This window comes from Sporosarcina ureae (assembly GCF_002101375.1).
Lineage (GTDB): Bacteria > Bacillota > Bacilli > Bacillales_A > Planococcaceae > Sporosarcina > Sporosarcina ureae_B.
Genome location: NZ_CP015207.1, coordinates 3113565 through 3130495, shown reverse-complemented (window position 1 = coordinate 3130495; position 16931 = coordinate 3113565). Strand labels below are relative to the sequence as shown.

Genomic DNA, 16931 nt, shown 5'->3' with positions numbered 1-16931 from the left:
TTCCATACTCACTTCTTAAAACCCTTTATTATCTTACAGGTTGTTTGAAATATTTCTTCCGCTGGCTGATTAGCATCAACCCACTGGACAGGCAATTTATTACGGAAATATGTTAGCTGCCTTTTTGCGTAATTGCGTGTATTTTTCTTTACCGCTTCTATTGCTTGCTCTTTTGTTAATTGGCCGTCAAAATAGGAAATCAGTTCTTTATAACCTATCGCTTGTACTGATTGAGTTTGGCGAATTCCTTTATTCCACAGTTGCTGTACTTCATTAAATAATCCCGCTTGAACCATTTGTTCTACACGCAGATCGATTCGTTCATACAGTAATTGTCGTGGGAGATCTAATCCAATAATTAAAGAATGATACATGGGTTGATTTCCTTGCTGTTGTTCATGATCTTGTTTTGTTTGACCCGTCACTTCAAGGATTTCTAACGCACGTACTAGCCTTCTATGGTTATTTGGATGTATTTTTTCTGAACTTTTCAGATCCAATTCTGCAAGTCTTGCATGCAATACATCTGCACCTTCAGATTCAAGTTCTCGTTCTAAACGCGCTCGCACTTCAGGATCAGCTGCTTGTTCTGTAAATCGATAATCAAACAAAACAGACTGCACATACATTCCGCTACCACCGACAAGTATGGGTAGTTTTCCGCGAGATTGAATATCTGCTATCCATTGTCTGACGGCTAGTTGATATTCTGCTACGGAAAACGATTCCGTTGGTTCTTTCACATCAAAGAAATGATGTGGGATTCCTTGCATTTCAGAATGATGTATCTTTGCTGTGCCGATATCCAATTCTTTGTATACTTGCATGGCATCTCCATTAATGATTTCCCCATCAAACAAATTTGCAAGCGCTACACTAAGCGCTGTCTTACCTGAAGCAGTTGGCCCTACTATTGCTAGTACATCAACGGGTAGGTTCATGTCGTCTCATCCATTCTATGATAGTCGTATACACATGTTTATAGTTGGTTTCCTGAAGCATCTCATGTCTTCCGCCTTCATAGAGCTGAACAGTCACTTGCTGTTGATTGGCTTTATCGAATTGTTTGGCTACTTTCCAAACCCCTTTAGCACGGTCTCCTACTAAATCATCTGTACCTGAGAGTAATAAAATCGGTAGTTCATTTGGAATATTCAACAAGAATTCAGGCGATTCCAAAGAATTTAATCCTTCTAACAACACGCGGAACATTTGAGCAGTAGGCACGAATCCGCATGCCTCATCTGCTTCATAATCAGTTACACTATCTACATCGCGTGATAACCATGCAAATTCCCCTTCATTAGGAAATTGTTTTGAATAATTACCAAAGACCAGACCATTCAAAAACTCATCCGGTTGCTCTTTAGGGAACTTCTCTTCTCTATACGCAGCCAATGCAATCGCAGCATGTGCAATGAGCTCAGAATTGGTTCCAGTACCTAATAAGATCACTTGATTTATTGTTGAACCGTATAGCTGGATATAGCGCCTTGCAACGAACGAACCCATACTATGTCCGAGGAGTACTACCGGAAGTTCGGGATATTGCAGTTGATAGGATTGATTCACTTCAAATGCATCGTCTACCAATTGGTCGAATGTAGCAGAGTCACCCAGATAGCCGTAGACATAGCCGTTTTCTATGGCTGTCTTTCCGTGGCCTCTTTGGTCATGCAACGTCACGACATACCCTTGTGACAGCAAGTACTGTGCAAATCGTTCATAGCGACGGCTATGTTCAGCCAATCCGTGAATGATATGTACACGAGCTATTGGCTTGGTCTTAGGTGTATAACTCGTACTGTACACTTTAGTACCATCACGCATCTTTATCCACTGGTCTGTCATGAACCTGCACTTCCTTTCGCTTCAGCAATCGCATTTTTTAAATCGTTTTCATAAATGGTTTTCTGGCTGTCGGTATAATGCAGTAACTTTGCCATATAGTTTGTTACTTGTGTCGCTAATAATTCCACAACATCGATTTGGAAATATAAATCCCCTTTTCTCCGGATAAAGAAATCACTTGGCGATGTGGCCATTTCACAATGAATACTATATAAAATCTCTGCACGTAAACTTATTGGCAAACTATTCTCTTCTGCTGAAATCGCATGGGCGAATCGGAACACTTGATCACTATTTCTTCCATAAAAGGAAGCAAGTCGCGCTCCTTGCTGTGAAGTTAAGCCGAACTGTGGAGCTCTTTTAGCCTGCAGACCAATAAATTGTTTTAAAGCTTCATCGTCTATGAAATCACTTCCAGAGACGGGCATATTCTTAGTTTCACATCGCTTGATAGAAGGCTTTTCTAACTGTTCATCAATTCGATCCACCACGACTTCCGCCATCTGCCGGTAGCCTGTTAACTTTCCTCCTGCAATCGTTAACAATCCAGGGACTGTTTCCCACACTTCATCTCTTCGTGAGATTTCAGAAGCAGCTTTGCCCTCTTGTGCGATCAATGGACGGATTCCAGCCCATGTAGATTCCACATGTTGACGTTGCAGATGAATGCTTGGAAAGATCTCATGAACCGCATCGATGATATAGTGTATATCATCTTCTGTCGCGATAGGATGCTGTTTATCATCCGTATAAAATGTATCAGTCGTGCCAATATACGTTTTATTATCTCGTGGAATAGCAAATAACATTCGACCATCTGAATTATCAAAATATACTGCTTGCTGCAATGGAAAGATAGATTGATCTACTACAATATGAGTACCTTTTGTAATATGCAATTGTTTTTTATTTTTGGTGGTGACTTTCTTCTGCAACTCGTCAACCCATGGACCTGATGCGTTGATCACCATAGAAGCCCCTACGGAGAACCTTTCGCCGGTTAGTTGATCACTTAAGACCACACCCACGACACGATCTTTCTCAAAGTTGAATTGTTCGCATTTCATATAGTTTAGGCAAAGGGCACCTTTTTCTGCTGCTTTCTTTAGTACCTCAATCGTTAAACGTGCATCATCAGTCTGATACTCCACATAATGCCCGCCTCCTTTTAACCGATCCTTTTTCAGTAATGGTTCAAGTTCAGCCGTTTCTTCTTTTGTCAGCATTTCACGTCTTTCTGATCGCTTTACACCTGCCAGTAAATCGTAAATGAGAAGTCCTGTAGAAGTGGAGTACTTGCCATACGTTCCTTTTTGATAGATCGGCAACAGCATCGGTCTGGACTTCGTGATATTACGGGAATTACGGAAGACAATTTCCCGTTCTTTTCCCGTTTCTGCCACTATTTTCACTTCCAGTTGTTTCAAATAACGCAAACCACCATGTATCAGCTTTGTTGAACGGCTAGATGTGCCCGCTGCAAAATCCTGCATATCGACAAGGGCAACCGAAAATCCTCTCATAGCTGCATCCAATGCGATACCCGCGCCTGTAATTCCCCCACCGACAACTAAAACATCGAACGAAAAGTTCCTCAAGTCCTGAATTCTGCTTGATCTTTCTAATGTAGAAAACATATAATCGCTCCCTTCTGATTCGCTCTGCTACATCACTCGTTTAAACATTTTCTCTAACTCATATGTTGTAAAATGAATTAACACCGGACGACCGTGCGGACATGTATAAGGGTTATGACAAGCCCCTAGATCCGAAAGCAAACGTTCCATATCTTCTTGCCTTAAATAGTAATTTGCTTTGATGGATTTTTTGCAACTCATCATAATGGCGCTTTCTTCACGCAATTTCTCGACATCGACTTTGCGTTTCTCGAGTACTTGCTCAATCATTTCTTCTATAATTGAGGTCGCTTGTCCTTCCGGAAACCATGAAGGATACTCTTTCACCGTATACGTCGCTGGACCGAACGCTTCCAGAAACACACCGACTTCTTCCAGTGCACTCTTACACTCTTCGATCTTCACTTGCTCATCAGCTGAATAATGAAAGACAAGTGGCAAAAGCAATTGTTGACGCTCACTCGCATCCACTTGTCCAAGCTTCACTTTAAAATATTCATATTTTATTCGCTCTTGCGCTGCGTGTTGATCAATCAAATAAAATCCATCTTCATTTTGAGCCACTATATATGTTCCATGAATTTGTCCGATAGGTGCAATGGAAGGGAAATGATTCATTTCCTGCTGTTCTTGCTCGTAGACGACAGGCTCTTCGGGCACTGATTCTTCCTGCGGCTCAAAAATAGTTTCAGGGAAGACTGATGTAGGTTGTTCTATGATAGGTTCGTTGACAGGCGCAATGGATGGCTGAGTATCTTTTTCATGTAATGGAACCGTCACTGCCGGTCGGTGATAAGAAGGCGTCCAAATCGTTTGTTGCTCTGAGTCTCTTTTAATAGGCTTCTCTTTCTTCACAGCGTCGGGAATAATCGTGACTCCTTGAATTGCTTCTCTGATGGCATCTTTTATCAAAGAAAGTAATTCCCCTTCTTTACTGATACGGATATGACGCTTCGCAGGATGCACGTTTACATCTGTCAAAATGGGATCTGCCGTAATATCAATGACGGCAATCGGATACCTTCCAATAGGCAAGTATGTATGCATTGCATCGATAGCCGCCTGCGTCCCTGTATAGCTTTTAATCCAACGGCCATTCATTAGAAGTGAAATGTAATTTTTGGATGCGCGTGTCATCTCTGGAAGTGTAATAAAACCTTTCACCTTGAAATCAGCATCTTCTTTTTGAAACGGGATCATTTTACGTGCAACCGCGACACCGTATATATCTGATAATACCCGTAATAAGTCTCCTGAACCCGATGTTCTAAGAATTTCATGATGATCGTGAGTTAACGTAAAGGATACGTCAGGATGGCTTAGTGCTAATCGATTTAATAAATCAATTGTATGTCCGAGCTCCGTCTGAATTGTTTTCATATATTTCAAACGTGCCGGTGTATTGAAGAATAAATGTTGTATGAGAAAGTCTGTACCTTTTCGTAATGCTCCCGATTCATATTTCAGTACTTTACCGCCTTCAATTTCCACTACAGCCCCATCCACACCATCCGAGGTCCATAACGATACTTTTGATACTGCCGCGATACTTGCTAAAGCTTCACCACGGAAGCCAAGTGTACGGATTCGAAATAGATCATGCTCATTAGTTATTTTACTAGTAGCATGTCTTTCAAAACAGCGGATCGCATCTTCTTCAGACATACCTTTGCCGTTATCGGTCACACGAATCGAAGTTAAACCTGCCTCGACAAGAGATATTTCTATCTTAGTGCTTTGCGCATCAATCGCATTCTCCACTAATTCCTTGACGATAGAAGCAGGACGTTCCACCACTTCTCCTGCCGCAATTTTATTGGCCAGTGTGTCATCCATGATGTGAATTTGATTCATCCGCTTCACCCCTTCTTCTCTGTTGTCAGGCGTTCTTTCCACTCCATCATTTTTTGCATGGTTTGCATGGGTGTCATATTCATCAAATCAACTGTTTCTATTTCATCTAGTAATTTTTGTGTTTCTGCTGAAAGAGTCGGGTCATTATCTGTCTCAAACAAGGCCAGTTGCTCCGAAACAGAAGACACGGCTTTTGTTGTACTGTCATCTTCAAATCGCTGTAATAAGGTTTTCGCACGTCCAACTACATCAGCAGGAAGGCCCGCAAGTTCGGCTACATGAATCCCGTAGCTTCGGTCAGCTGCACCAGGCAACACCTTATGCAGGAACACGACTTTGCCGTTTTGCTCTTTCGCCGCGACATGGACATTCAATAAGCGATCCACCACATCCTCCAGTTGTGTCAGTTCATGATAGTGTGTAGAAAACAATGTGTTGGCACCGATTTCTTCATGGATATACTCCATCATCGCCTGTGCGAGTGCCATCCCGTCATACGTTGATGTTCCGCGCCCAATCTCGTCAAACAACAATAAGCTGTGAGACGACGCATGAGCCAATGCATATTGAGACTCCATCATTTCCATCATGAATGTACTCTGTCCAGATGCCACGTCATCTGCAGCCCCAATTCGTGTGAAAATTTGATCTGTAATAGGTAGTATTGCCTTTTCACAAGGAACGAAACAACCGATTTGAGCCATCACCACAGTTAAAGCGACTTGACGCATATACGTACTTTTACCTGACATATTCGGACCTGTAATGAGTAACATATTCTTATCTTCAGCTAGGGTACAAGAATTCGGAATATATAATGAATGATTCATCATTTTCTCCACGACTGGATGTCGGCCATTTTGAATGTCTACAGCCTTCCCTGTATGGAATTCTGGTCGGACATATTGATTCTTTTCGGATACTTTAGCAAATGACAGCAATACATCCAGTTCACTAATAACAGAGGCCAGTTGTTGAATTCTTTGCACATCGCCCTTCACTTGTTCGCGGATCGACTGAAACAAGTCCAGTTCCAATGTCTGGCTGTCTGCTTCCGCATTTAAGATCAATTCTTCTTTTTCTTTCAGCTCCGTCGTTATGTATCGCTCAGCATTGGCAAGTGTCTGCTTACGCTCATAGCGAGATAAGTCGGCTAAATGGATATTGGATTTAGTAATTTCGATATAATACCCAAAAATCCGGTTATAACCTATTTTTAGCGTTTTAATTCCTGTTAGCTGCCGTTCTTTTTGTTCGAGCTGCGCAAGCCATGTCTTTCCGTTACGGGATGCATTTCGCAGTTCATCTAGCTTTTCATGATAGCCGTCAAGAATTAATCCACCGTCTTTACTGGAGATCGGTGGGTTTGCTGCAATAGCATCCGTCAGCAATTGGAATGTTTCCCCGCAAGGATCCATTCGATCAGCAAAACGCTGTAACATCGGACGCTTCGATTCTTCGAGTAATTGTTTTATTTTCGGTATATGCGACAAGGAGTTTCGTAACTGTGCAAGATCACGCGCGCTTGCACTGCCCATGGAAATTCTTCCTGCAAGACGTTCTACATCATATACATCATGTAATTCTTCAAGTAATTCTTCACGCAAGAAATACTCATCAAGCAAGTTGTTTACCGTTTCCAGACGATCTTCAATCGCTTGGCGCTGTGCCAAGGGCTGGTGAATCCACATCCGTAATTTCCTTGCCCCCATCGCCGTAACGGTTTCATCCAGCACCCAGAACAACGTACCTTCTTTTTTACCGGAACGAATAGTTTGCACTAGCTCTAAATTCCGCATTGAGTTGGCATCAATCGATAACTTTGCATCTTTCTCTATATAGATAAAAGGTCGAATATGACCAAAAACCATCTTTTGCATACGGAGTAGATACGATTGCAATTTACGGCAAGCTTCCTGCAACTCTTCTGGCAGATGTTCATATGTATCGTGACCAATTGATCCTGAATGCTCCGTATCTTCAATCGAAAGCATTATTTCGCGACTTTCGAACAGTTCTGCCAAAACAGCATGTAGTGGTTGATCAACGACAATTTCCTTCATGCTAAGAGCTTCAATTTCTGCCAGTAGCGTTCGCTCGCTTCCTTCAATTAACTCTACTTTTCCTTCTCCAGTACCAACATCAAGGTACGCTAATGCATAACATTGATTTCCTAAGCTATCGATGGCACCGATAAAATGATTGGCTTCGACATCCATTGTTTTACCTTCTGTTAATGTCCCAGGTGTAATAACTTTCATGACTTCACGTTTAACAATTCCCTTTACGTTTCGCGGGTCTTCCATTTGTTCACATATCGCTACTTTATGTCCTTTATGAATCAATGTTTCAATATATCCAGTTGCGGAGTGATAAGGTATGCCACACATTGGTATACGTTCCCTTGCACCAGAATCCCTACTCGTTAACGTGATTTCTAATAATGCAGATGCGTTAACTGCATCCTCAAAAAACATCTCATAGAAGTCTCCCAGACGAAAGAATAAAAATGCGTCTGTATATTGCTCTTTAATTTTCAAATATTGTTGCATCATTGGTGTATGTTCAGACATGGTAAACCCTCTTTTTCTCGCTCATTTTCTATACATTATACCAAACACCTGTAGAGTTAACGAATCAAAAGGGGTTGCAGAAATTTTAAAAGGAAGATCAGCATAGATAATTAAATAAATATCCCGTATAAAAATGAATAAAAACTATTCCGGCTTTTGATTAGCGAGAATAGTTTATAATCATCGATTTCTATTTGGGTAAATGAGTTGCACGAATTTGTATTTCATTTCCATTCCCTCATATGTTAGCAGTGTCAAGATAGATAAATTTATAAGCTATTTTATAATTGCCTAAAGACTCCTGCAAGTTCTAGGATGGTAAAGTTCACTTGACCTGCAACATTTTTTCTACTTAACGAAAAAACATCAAAAAAAAGCCGGTGAATCTCCGGCTTTTAAAATGGTGAATCTTTACGTTGTGGCGGTTGATGTGGTCTCTCTTTATTCGGCACTTCTTTATCCTTTTTATCCTCCATCACAATAGAAGAAGATTCTGCTTCCAGTATCGGCCATTCTTCATCATATGGATGAGGATGGATGGTAACAGAGACTTTTGTTTCACCAATCATCTCTACCAATAATTCTCTTTCAATGGAAATGGAGAAGTTTTGGCCGCATTCAGAAATACTTGCTTCTGTACAGTTCGGATGCTGTAATACCGTGACAATCGTCTCTTCTTTAGCGGATGTCGGCTCATCGCGATAATGCAATGCGATTTTATCCTTATAAGGAATCGATTCAGTAAAGACAGACGTTTTGGAATGATCATGATGTGAGTACCAAACATTTACGTCGAAACTTCCAGTTACCTCCACATGCGATCCAACTTTCTTTGCTTGTTGCGTGTGATTGATCACCCAGCAACCCAATATGCTGGAGGGACGATTAGGCGGCTTCAACAACTCAGTAGTTTCCGATCGATGCTTCCCTTTGGCAATAACAGCTTTCGTCACAATTTGTCGTAAGTTTTTCAGTTTTCTTCCTCCTTCTTTGGCTTCTATCCATCCTATGCAACAGCAGCCCAGAAATTGAAAAAAATCGGAAAGGAATTTTCTCCTTTACCGATTTTTTATTTAAGAAAGTGATTTCTTTTGAGTATTCTCTACATATGAGCCTGTTTCACCACGTAATAGATCACCGCCGGTAGACTCAATAATTTCATCTGTCACACTATTTGCAATCGTATTGGAAACCAATTGAAGCAAGTTATTCACTTCGTCTTGAGACTGTTTGAATTCTTGTACTAATGGAATCGCATCAATTTCCTCTTGAACTTGTTCGATTTTCTTTTCGATTGCTTTTAATGCTCGTTCTTTTTCGTAGTTTTGGAAATTTACTGCCTGTGTTTGAAGAGATTTCATACTAGCAATTTTTTCACGTACTTTTTGATTTTCATTGATCTGTGCTTCTGCACGTTTATAAAACTCTACTTCTTCTGTGTTTGCCAACATATGTGCTAAATCACGTGCTTTTTCTATAATTTCGTCTTTCGTAAACTTCTTTTCCATTATCCCATCACCTTTTCTTGTTGGACTACTCTAATGAATTCACCATTGAGTGACCATGATTTTGCTTCTTTAATACGAACTTCTACAATCTCACCAATTACGGAGCGCGGTGCTACAAAATTCACAAGTTTATTTTTTTCTGTATAGCCCGCTAGTACATCAGGATTTCTTTTACTTTCCCCTTCAACGAGCACTTTAACAGTTTGTCCTTCGTATGGCTTCATTGCTTCGGCAGACATATCGTTCACTAGCTTGTTAAGACGTTGCAAGCGTTCTTTCTTCACTTCCATTGGTATATTGTCTTGCATCTTTGCAGCGGGCGTACCTTCACGTGGTGAATAAATATATGTGAACGCCATATCAAAACCAACTTCACGATAGAGAGACAACGTTTCTTGAAACTGTTCTTCTGTTTCATTTGGGAAACCTACGATAATATCCGTTGTGAGTGATAGATTAGGTATTGCAGTTCTAATTTTATCAACCAGTTCTAAATAACTCTCTCGTGTATACTTGCGAGCCATTATCTTCAGCACGTCAGATGAACCTGATTGTACAGGCAAATGAATATGATCTACCAAGTTTCCACCTTTTGCAAGGACTTCTATCAAGTGGTCATCAAAATCACGAGGGTGACTTGTGGTGAAACGAATTCTCGGGATATCAATTAAGCGTAACTCATCCATTAGATCACCTAGACGGTATGTAATATCGTCAAAATCTTTTCCGTAGGCATTAACATTTTGCCCGAGTAAGGTGATTTCTTTATACCCTTGGGCAGCCAACTGGCGAACTTCTTGAATGATATCTGCTGGTCGTCTGCTGCGTTCTTTGCCGCGCGTATACGGCACGATACAGTACGTGCAGAACTTATCGCATCCATACATTATATTAACCCATGCTTTAATCTTACCGTGACGGACTTTTGGCAAGTCCTCGATCACGTCGCCTTCCTTGGACCACACTTCAATAACCATCTCTTTAGACATATACGCTTCATGTAAGATGTTCGGCAAGCGATGTATGTTATGTGTCCCGAAAATCAAATCCACTTGATCATACGTTTTCAAGATTTTATTTACGACGGATTCTTCTTGCGACATGCAGCCACATACACCGATTAATAAATCAGGATTTGTTAATTTAAGCGGTTTATAATGCCCTAATTCACCAAACACTTTGTTTTCCGCATTTTCTCGGATTGCACATGTATTAAGCAATATGACATCAGCTTCTTTTACATTGTCAGTGGCATCATATCCTAATGCCATAAGAATACCAGCTATTACTTCCGTATCATGTTCGTTCATTTGACAACCAAATGTTCGAATAAAGAATTTACGACCTTGTCCCATTCCTTTAAAGCGTTGATCTATTTGAAAGTTATCGTGATATTCCACTTCTTCTTTCCCGCGTTTTTTTGCGTCTTTTAGAGAAGGCCCACTATACACAGACTCGAAATATTTGCTATAGTCTTTTTTCATGCTATCTGGTTTCGATTTGTCTTTTGTTGCGAGTCCAGCTTGCAAGCGCTGTTCTTCATTCATTGCAGAAGCCCCTTTCTATTACTTATCGGGAAATAAGCATACCTGATGTTATTATACTGAACTTTTGTGTGATATGACAGCAAAGCGGAAAAATGTCGCTGGTTTGTCATGAAAAAAAGACCACATATTGATTCGTGGTCTTTTGTATTCTACTTACGTTCCTTTTTTTCAACGAAAAGTTTGAGCGCTGTTCTAGCTTCTCCGTTGATTTCGATATCGGTGAAGGCAGGCGCGCAAATTAGGTCGCCTCCACTTGGTGCAACGAATCCTCTTGCGATTGCAATTGCTTTGATTGCTTGATTTAATGCACCAGCGCCGACTGCCTGGATTTCGGCATAGCCTTGTTCACGGATCACTGCAACCAATGCTCCTGCTACTGAATTCGGATTTGAGCGAGATGATACTTTCAAGGGACTCACGATATTTCCTCCTTATTTTGCAATGTCTATGGAACGCGTATATTCCATACGACATCCTATGATAGACAAGAAGGATTTAGACACCTAGATAATTAGTTTTTGAACGGATGATCTTCGTTAATTCGGATTCGTTCAATTTTGAGCGCTTTACCAGTTTTGTCATCCAATTCTACAAACATGCCGTTTAGCTGTGGTCTTCCACTTTTCGGTACCTCGAAGCGGGTTGGTAAGTTGGTATAGAAGCGATACAATACGTCTTCTTTTTTCATTCCTAAAATTTCATCATACGGGCCTGTCATACCTGCATCCGTTAAATATGCAGTACCCCCTGGCAAGATTCGTTCGTCTGCAGTTTGGACATGTGTATGTGTCCCTACCACTACAGATACTTTTCCGTCCAAGTGCCATCCCATTGCAATCTTTTCACTTGTAGCTTCTGCGTGAAAGTCTACAAAAACCAATGGTGATGTTTGCAAAGCTTCTTCCACTAGTTCATCAGCTTTAGCAAATGGATCATCATGCGGTGGCAAGAATGTGCGACCATGTAAATTAATAACGGAAAGTGTAACACCATTTTTTGTAATGGATGTCATACCTTTACCGGGTGCTTGCTCTGAGAAGTTGGCAGGTCGAATCAAATAGTCCACTTCGTCAATGAAATCATAAATTTCACGTTGATCCCATGTATGGTTTCCCATCGTGATGACATCTACTCCAGCATGCAATAAATCATGATAGATGGCTTTTGTAATTCCTCTACCTGAAGCTGCATTTTCACCATTCGCGATAATTACGTCTGCTTGATATTTTCGCTTCAAACGTGATAAATAATCAATTACCATTTCTCTTCCCATCGATCCTACAATATCTCCAATAAATAGTACTTTCATCTGTATTAACCTCTTTCCAAAATGAAAACAGCTTCCAAACGAATCGGAAGCTGTTTTGTGTTAGGTATTATTTCGCATACTCTACTGCGCGGGTCTCCCGTATGACCGTCACTTTGATATGCCCTGGGTAGTTCAATTCTTCCTCGATTTGTTTTCGTATATCACGTGCTAAACGATGTGCGGTAATATCATCGATCTGTTCAGGACGAACAATGATTCGCACTTCTCGTCCAGCCTGAATAGCAAATGACTTCTCCACACCTTCGTATGATTCCGAAATTTCTTCGAGCTTTTGCAGACGTTTAATATAATTTTCCAATGTTTCACTGCGAGCACCTGGTCTTGCTGCAGATAATGCATCTGCCGCGGCTACTAGCACTGCGATAACAGAGGTAGCTTCTTCATCACCGTGGTGGGAAGCAATACTGTTAATGACAACTGGATGTTCCTTATATTTCACTGCCAACTCTTTACCAATCTGCACGTGACTACCTTCTACCTCATGGTCAATCGCTTTACCGATATCATGTAGTAAACCAGCGCGTCTAGCAAGTGTTACGTCTTCTCCAAGCTCTGCTGCCAGTAAACCAGTTAAATAGGCTACTTCAATGGAGTGTTTCAAGACATTCTGCCCGTAACTCGTACGGAAGTGCAAACGACCAAGAATTTTGATCATATCCGGATGCAAGTTATGAACACCTACATCGAATGTAGTTTGTTCTCCTTTTTCTCGGATTAACTCGTCCACTTCTCTTCTAGATTTGTCGACCATTTCTTCGATACGTGCAGGATGAATTCGTCCATCCTGAACTAATTTTTCCAAAGCCAATCTCGCTGTTTCTCTCCGGACTGGATCGAAACCTGATAGAATGACGGCTTCTGGCGTATCGTCAATAATCAAATCAATACCTGTAAGCGTCTCAAGTGTACGAATATTTCGTCCTTCACGACCAATGATGCGACCTTTCATCTCATCATTCGGCAAATTAACGACAGAGACTGTAGTTTCAGCCACATGATCTGCCGCAAACCGTTGCAATGCCAATGATAGGATTTCACGTGCTTTACGCTCGGATTCCTCTTTAGCCCGTTGCTCAGATTCTTTTGTCATGACAGCAATATCCGTAGAAAGCTCTTCTTCGACATCTTCCAAGATGATGCGCTTTGCCTCATCTCTTGTTAACGAAGAAATTCTCTCTAATTCGGTCTTCTGTGTAGTAACGAGTTGTTCCGCTTTGCGTTCCATCTCTTCAATATGCTGTTGTCTTTCTAATAGCGCATCTTCTTTGCGCTCTAGACCTGCTTCTCTTTTATTGAGCGCATCATCCTTGCGATCAAGGTTTTCTTCACGCTGTAAGAGACGGTTTTCCTGTTTCTGTAATTCCGTCCTTCTCTCACGGACTTCAGTTTCTGCTTCAATCCGCAGTTCGTGAGTTTCATCTTTCGCTTCTAACAGTGCCTCTTTCTTCACTGACTCCGCTTCACGCTTCGCCTCTTCGACGAGTTGGTTGGCAGTATGTTTGGCACCAGTTACTTTTGAATCATTCACATTTTTCAATATAAAAAAGCTAACAACTGCACCGACGATGAGACTTAGCAAAACGGAGATGAGTATTTCAATACCCATTGAGGTCACCTCCTCCTGCTTATTCTTTTCTTTTCAGTCGGCTTGTATAATCAATTTTGCCACGGCGAATATATTCACTTTACTAGTTACCGAAGCTTCTCGGTAATGTCCCGATGATCTGTGAAAACACCTAAGGCTTAACTTAATCCAACGGGTAGTAGAAAACCTGCTGTTTCGGGACTAATTTTCTATTGATGTCACTACTTTTTACTTAACTTTTCATTTTGCTGAATTAAGTTAAAATCAACATACCGCCAAAAACAATTGATTGGTTTGTTAAATATAGGACGTATATAATACGCCACTTTAATTGTATAGTTGTATTTTTATTGTGTCAAGGAATGATGGAGGAAAAATCATGCTCACAGACTCTTTTTGTTTTTTGCTTGAGCCTTTCCACTTCACATTTCACTTATTCATTCAAATGAGCTTTAGGTTCTATATTAGCTGGAAGTATGTCATTCCCATACTAATTCTTATAAATATTTATAAAAAAACCGCCAATTGGCGGTTTTACTTCCATATATAACTTACTTTTCTTCCGAAAGTGTTAATAAATCATCCAGCTCGTCCTCTTCATCATGCGCTGCAATCACATAGTTCGTAGCATTCAAACCGTATGATTCACGGATTTTAGACGCGATTTCATCACGCATTTTCAAGTTTTCCTTCAAGAATTGTTTCGCATTTTCACGACCTTGACCTAAACGTTCGCCTTCATAAGAATACCAAGCACCACTCTTTTGGACTACTTCCAATTCAGATCCTAAATCTAGAATTTCACCTTCTTTTGAAATTCCTTCACCATACATGATGTCTACTTCTGCTGTACGGAATGGTGGTGCAACCTTATTTTTCACGACACGAATTCTTGTTTTATTACCCATAATATCGTTAGCTTGCTTGATTGCTTCACCTCTACGTACTTCGAGACGAACAGAAGCATAGAACTTCAATGCACGTCCACCTGGTGTTACTTCTGGATTCCCGAACATGACACCTACTTTTTCACGAATCTGGTTAATGAAGACTGCAATAGTATTGGATTTATTAATAGCACCAGAAAGTTTACGTAATGCTTGAGACATCAACCGAGCTTGCAAACCAACGTGTGCGTCACCCATCTCGCCTTCGATTTCAGCTTTTGGTACAAGTGCTGCTACTGAGTCCACTACCACGATATCTACCGCACCTGAACGAACAAGTGCTTCTGCAATTTCCAATGCTTGCTCACCTGTATCTGGCTGTGATAATAGCAACTCGTCGATATTGACACCTAGCTTTTGTGCATAGACAGGATCTAATGCGTGTTCTGCATCAATAAACGCCGCAGTACCACCACTTGCTTGTACTTCTGCAATTGCATGCAAAGAAACGGTTGTTTTACCAGAACTCTCTGGTCCATATATTTCAATTACTCGTCCACGTGGATATCCACCTATTCCTAGCGCCGCATCCAAAGCTAGTGAACCTGATGATGATGTATCAATTTGAAGATCAGTCTTTTCTCCCATTTTCATGACAGAACCTTTACCAAATTGTTTCTCTATTTGTTTTAATGCCATATCTAATGCCGCTTTACGATTGCTCAATTACAATTCCTCCTCAAACTCTTTTTCTACTCTTATTATACCTTTTCCCAACAGAATACACAAGAATTAAACGAACGGGTATTCGATAAATCAGTAATAGAAATTGAAAAACAAGCGCAAAAAGCTGAGATGAATTGAATTTTGCCAGCTAATTCACTAGCAAAATTCAATACTTCAGTTCTTTTTTCTCTTTGATTATTTGAATGAGATAATGTAAAGCAAATTGAACAGAACGTTTACGATTTGTATTACGAGAACCTGATAGCTGAAGTCTATAAGATGTTGTCTTCATACCTTCTGCTGCAATGCCAATCCAAACTGTACCGGCTGGCTGACCATCATGTGGCTCAGGGCCAGCAGCACCAGTCAGGCTCACTCCAAATGTTGTAGTGAATCTCTCCCGAACGCTTTCCGCCATCGATTCAGCGCACTCTGCACTGACAATCCCATGGTAATCAAGTAATGATGGTAAAATACCCAATTGCTCCACTTTCATCTCTTTATTATATACCACAAGGCCGCCTTTTAGCGCGTTACCTATTCCCGCTTCTGAACCAAGTTCCGCCATAAACATACCGGTTGTTAGACTTTCTGCAGCAGAAATAGTCCAGTCATTTTGAAGCAACAATTCAGTCGTTTTGGAAGCCAGTGTATCATCATCCACACCGTAGATAAACTCCCCTACAATAGAACGAATTTCCTGTTCCACAGGTGATATCAATTTCTGTGCTTCTTCTTCCGTTTTGGCTTTTGCGGTAATACGTAGGTTAACCATACCCGGTGAAGCAAGTGGTGCAATTGTTGGATTCGTCTGCTTCTCAAGAATAGCTTGGATACGGACTTCCAATTCCGATTCGCCTATTCCTTGTAACTTCAATACCTTTGAAGAGATTACATCTTGTTTACCATATACACCGAGTAAGTATGGAATTGCTTCTTGTTCAAACATGGGCTCCATTTCATGCGGTGGGCCGGGCAGCAAAATATACTGTTTACCATCTTTTCCTATTGCTATGCCTGGTGCCATACCATTTCGATTCGGCAATACCGTAGAACCTTTTAATACAAGGGCTTGCTGTTTATTATTTTCAGTCATTACTTTTCCGACTTGGGTAAAATAATCTTCGATCGTTTTCATCGCATCGTCATCAGATATAAGCTCACAACCCAATTCACTTGCAATAGTTTGCTTTGTCAAGTCATCTTTTGTGGGTCCGAGACCGCCACTAAAGATCAGGATGTCTGCACGTTGCTGAGCCAACTGAATTGTTTGTGACAAGCGTTTAGGATTATCCCCTACAACGGTGTGGCAATACACATCTATTCCAGCTTCAGCTAATTTAGCCGATATGAACCTAGCATTGGTATTCGTGATTTGTCCCAGAAGAAGTTCAGACCCTACCGCAATAATCTCTGCTTTCATGAATACACTT

At 40.9% G+C, this 16931-nt stretch carries 13 protein-coding genes; all 13 read right to left on the bottom strand.

From position 1 onward, the window contains the following. Positions 1–8: 8 nt before the first annotated feature. Positions 9–941 (bottom strand): tRNA (adenosine(37)-N6)-dimethylallyltransferase MiaA, encoded by a 933-nt coding sequence (gene miaA / locus SporoP8_RS15265; protein ID WP_085133304.1) that lies wholly within the window; start codon positions 939–941, stop codon positions 9–11. Beyond that, positions 925–1851, bottom strand: a complete 927-nt coding sequence (locus SporoP8_RS15260) for an alpha/beta hydrolase (protein ID WP_085133303.1) — start codon at positions 1849–1851, stop codon at positions 925–927. Before SporoP8_RS15260 ends, miaA begins: the two co-directional genes overlap by 17 nt. Next, positions 1848–3488 (bottom strand): glycerol-3-phosphate dehydrogenase/oxidase, encoded by a 1641-nt coding sequence (locus SporoP8_RS15255; protein ID WP_085133302.1) that lies wholly within the window; start codon positions 3486–3488, stop codon positions 1848–1850. The genes SporoP8_RS15260 and SporoP8_RS15255 overlap by 4 nt, the downstream gene beginning before the upstream one ends. A 27-nt stretch (positions 3489–3515) precedes the next feature. Beyond that, entirely contained in the window at positions 3516–5342 is a 1827-nt protein-coding gene (gene mutL, locus SporoP8_RS15250; protein ID WP_085133301.1) for a DNA mismatch repair endonuclease MutL, read from the bottom strand. A 5-nt stretch (positions 5343–5347) separates the two neighbouring features. Continuing rightward, positions 5348–7915 (bottom strand): DNA mismatch repair protein MutS, encoded by a 2568-nt coding sequence (gene mutS / locus SporoP8_RS15245; protein WP_085133300.1) that lies wholly within the window; start codon positions 7913–7915, stop codon positions 5348–5350. 395 nt (positions 7916–8310) lie between these two features. Further along, a complete protein-coding gene (cotE, locus tag SporoP8_RS15240) occupies positions 8311–8868 on the bottom strand; it encodes an outer spore coat protein CotE (RefSeq protein WP_085133299.1) in 558 nt (185 codons plus the stop codon). 120 nt (positions 8869–8988) lie between these two features. Beyond that, entirely contained in the window at positions 8989–9423 is a 435-nt protein-coding gene (locus SporoP8_RS15235) for a YlbF/YmcA family competence regulator (protein WP_085133298.1), read from the bottom strand. Then, positions 9423–10970, bottom strand: a complete 1548-nt coding sequence (miaB, locus tag SporoP8_RS15230; RefSeq protein ID WP_085133297.1) for a tRNA (N6-isopentenyl adenosine(37)-C2)-methylthiotransferase MiaB — start codon at positions 10968–10970, stop codon at positions 9423–9425. The genes SporoP8_RS15235 and miaB overlap by 1 nt, the downstream gene beginning before the upstream one ends. 149 nt (positions 10971–11119) lie before the next feature. Next, positions 11120–11389: a stage V sporulation protein S gene (locus SporoP8_RS15225; protein WP_085133296.1), complete on the bottom strand. Its 270-nt coding sequence runs from the start codon at positions 11387–11389 to the stop codon at positions 11120–11122. 92 nt (positions 11390–11481) lie between these two features. Continuing rightward, positions 11482–12279 carry a TIGR00282 family metallophosphoesterase gene (locus SporoP8_RS15220; RefSeq protein ID WP_085133295.1) on the bottom strand — a complete coding sequence of 266 codons (798 nt, stop codon included), beginning with the start codon at positions 12277–12279 and terminating at the stop codon, positions 11482–11484. A 67-nt stretch (positions 12280–12346) separates the two neighbouring features. Then, entirely contained in the window at positions 12347–13906 is a 1560-nt protein-coding gene (rny, locus tag SporoP8_RS15215) for a ribonuclease Y (RefSeq protein ID WP_085133294.1), read from the bottom strand. Between the two features lie 530 nt (positions 13907–14436). Continuing rightward, positions 14437–15498, bottom strand: coding sequence for a recombinase RecA (gene recA / locus SporoP8_RS15210; RefSeq protein ID WP_085133293.1), 1062 nt, complete (start codon positions 15496–15498; stop codon positions 14437–14439). Between the two features lie 166 nt (positions 15499–15664). Next, a complete protein-coding gene (locus tag SporoP8_RS15205; protein ID WP_085133292.1) occupies positions 15665–16921 on the bottom strand; it encodes a competence/damage-inducible protein A in 1257 nt (418 codons plus the stop codon). Between the last annotated feature and the right edge of the window lie 10 nt (positions 16922–16931).

Excerpts from the sequence above, each read along its gene's own strand:
- miaA (WP_085133304.1), bottom strand. The coding sequence starts at position 941 with ATGAACCTACCCGTTGATGTACTAGCAATAGTAGGGCCAACTGCTTCA.
- SporoP8_RS15260 (WP_085133303.1), bottom strand. The coding sequence starts at position 1,851 with ATGACAGACCAGTGGATAAAGATGCGTGATGGTACTAAAGTGTACAGT.
- SporoP8_RS15255 (WP_085133302.1), bottom strand. The coding sequence starts at position 3,488 with ATGTTTTCTACATTAGAAAGATCAAGCAGAATTCAGGACTTGAGGAAC.
- mutL (WP_085133301.1), bottom strand. The coding sequence starts at position 5,342 with ATGAATCAAATTCACATCATGGATGACACACTGGCCAATAAAATTGCG.
- mutS (WP_085133300.1), bottom strand. The coding sequence starts at position 7,915 with ATGTCTGAACATACACCAATGATGCAACAATATTTGAAAATTAAAGAG.
- SporoP8_RS15235 (WP_085133298.1), bottom strand. The coding sequence starts at position 9,423 with ATGGAAAAGAAGTTTACGAAAGACGAAATTATAGAAAAAGCACGTGAT.
- miaB (WP_085133297.1), bottom strand. The coding sequence starts at position 10,970 with ATGAATGAAGAACAGCGCTTGCAAGCTGGACTCGCAACAAAAGACAAA.
- SporoP8_RS15220 (WP_085133295.1), bottom strand. The coding sequence starts at position 12,279 with ATGAAAGTACTATTTATTGGAGATATTGTAGGATCGATGGGAAGAGAA.
- rny (WP_085133294.1), bottom strand. The coding sequence starts at position 13,906 with ATGGGTATTGAAATACTCATCTCCGTTTTGCTAAGTCTCATCGTCGGT.
- SporoP8_RS15205 (WP_085133292.1), bottom strand. The coding sequence starts at position 16,921 with ATGAAAGCAGAGATTATTGCGGTAGGGTCTGAACTTCTTCTGGGACAA.